This is a genomic window from Pseudoalteromonas sp. Ld20 (genome assembly GCF_045064175.1).
GTDB lineage: Bacteria > Pseudomonadota > Gammaproteobacteria > Enterobacterales > Alteromonadaceae > Pseudoalteromonas > Pseudoalteromonas neustonica.
Genome location: NZ_JBISHB010000003.1, coordinates 1 through 1,502 on the forward strand (window position 1 = coordinate 1; position 1,502 = coordinate 1,502).

The window sequence follows — 1,502 nt, forward strand, 5'->3', positions numbered from 1 at the left end:
ACAACCAGTTCGCGTAAATATCAAAGAGCCAGAGATAGCTTCTCAGTTTAGAGCTCGTACATAAGTATGCATTTATTTCTTTGTGTTAAAAGTTTTTGTTGTTGACAAGAGGGAGTCCACATAAGTTGGCTAAAATGTTTGAGGAACGAAAAACAGCCAACTGTAAATTTTCCGTTTGAATGCCTTGTTATAAAGCTTTGAACAACTCTGTTTTTGAATGCTCAATTTCTTCACTTAAAACAGCTTCTAAATGTTTTAGAGACTCTACTATATACTGACATTTATTCTGTTCGAGACTTAAGGGATGGTTATCCATTAACTTAGAAATATCATAAGGTAACTGAAAGCTTCTACCACCATCTTCATCAACTTCACCATACTCTATATCAGCCTCTTTATAAAAGTCTTTGCTGTGAGCAACCTCGTTCCGAAGCTTTATTAGGCTAATCAATGTTTGGTACACATTGCTTTCATTATCAGTAATGAATTTACCGGAAGATAACAAAAAACCTAATGTATCTAATTTTTTTCCTAAATTCATTGAGAGGAAGGCTGTAGCATGTCGTTTATGATCACCCTTAGGAAACAGTTGGAATGCCCACGAAACAATACCTTCGTTTAATAAGCTTTCTAATGAAGCCGCCGCAACCAATATAAATGAGTATTTATTAGAATTAAAAAGCACATCGTTATCTTCTGTATGTGCCAAAAGATATTCTGCGGATTCAATGAGTCCTTTAGAAGAAGTAAATACGAAATGTGTTTCCAAAACTCCGATGCCTCCGTGCTTTATAACGCCCTGTTAACAGGCAAAAAATAGTTGGTTAAAATTAGCGACGAAGGAGCAAAACCAACTGTTTTTTGTCCTTGTTTAACAGCTTGTTATGTGTGCGGATTAAACTTTTTTGTCATACCTTGACTCGCCGGAGACACGAGCCTATAACCTAGTTTTTCATAGAAGATGGGTTCATCTGCAATCATTGAAACATAAGAGCCAGGAAGTGCCACGGAAGATAAATAGTTATCTATATACTCCATTATTTTTCTGCCCACCCCTTGTCCTTGATAACTTGGGTCTACAGCTACATCCACAACTTCGAAATTACATGCCCCGTCACCAACTACACGCCCCATTCCAATGAGCACTTCATCATCTCTGATTGATATACCATATAGAGTATTTGGTAGCCCTATCATGGCAGCTTCTAAAGATTTTGGTGACAAACCTGCTTTTACGCGCATGTCACAGTATTCTTCTGGGCTAGGGACTTTTTCTTCGTGTTTTAATGTCATAATTGTACTACTCCTTTTAATGAAAACGGAGTATATATAATTAAGCTGTATAAATACACAGTACGAGCTAACTAAGCACACAATCGTGGTAGAGCGACCCATTACTGGGCCGACCCCACACAGATCCGGACGTGCGGAACTACCGCATCCGGCTCTTCAGTTATATATTCACGCGTGTAAATCACCACGTACTTAGTACCCGTCCACAT

The 1,502-nt window shown here is 38.3% G+C and carries 2 protein-coding genes; both read right to left on the reverse strand.

Annotated elements, in window-relative coordinates; all coding sequences use genetic code 11:
- Window positions 1-187: 187 nt before the first annotated feature.
- Window positions 188-769, reverse strand: coding sequence for a hypothetical protein (locus ACJJVX_RS00025; protein ID WP_405629431.1), 582 nt, complete (start codon window positions 767-769; stop codon window positions 188-190).
- 113 nt (window positions 770-882) lie between these two features.
- Window positions 883-1,293, reverse strand: coding sequence for a GNAT family N-acetyltransferase (locus ACJJVX_RS00030; RefSeq protein WP_405629433.1), 411 nt, complete (start codon window positions 1,291-1,293; stop codon window positions 883-885).
- Window positions 1,294-1,502: the final 209 nt, after the last annotated feature.

Excerpts from the sequence above, each read along its gene's own strand:
- ACJJVX_RS00030 (WP_405629433.1), bottom strand. The coding sequence starts at position 1,293 with ATGACATTAAAACACGAAGAAAAAGTCCCTAGCCCAGAAGAATACTGT.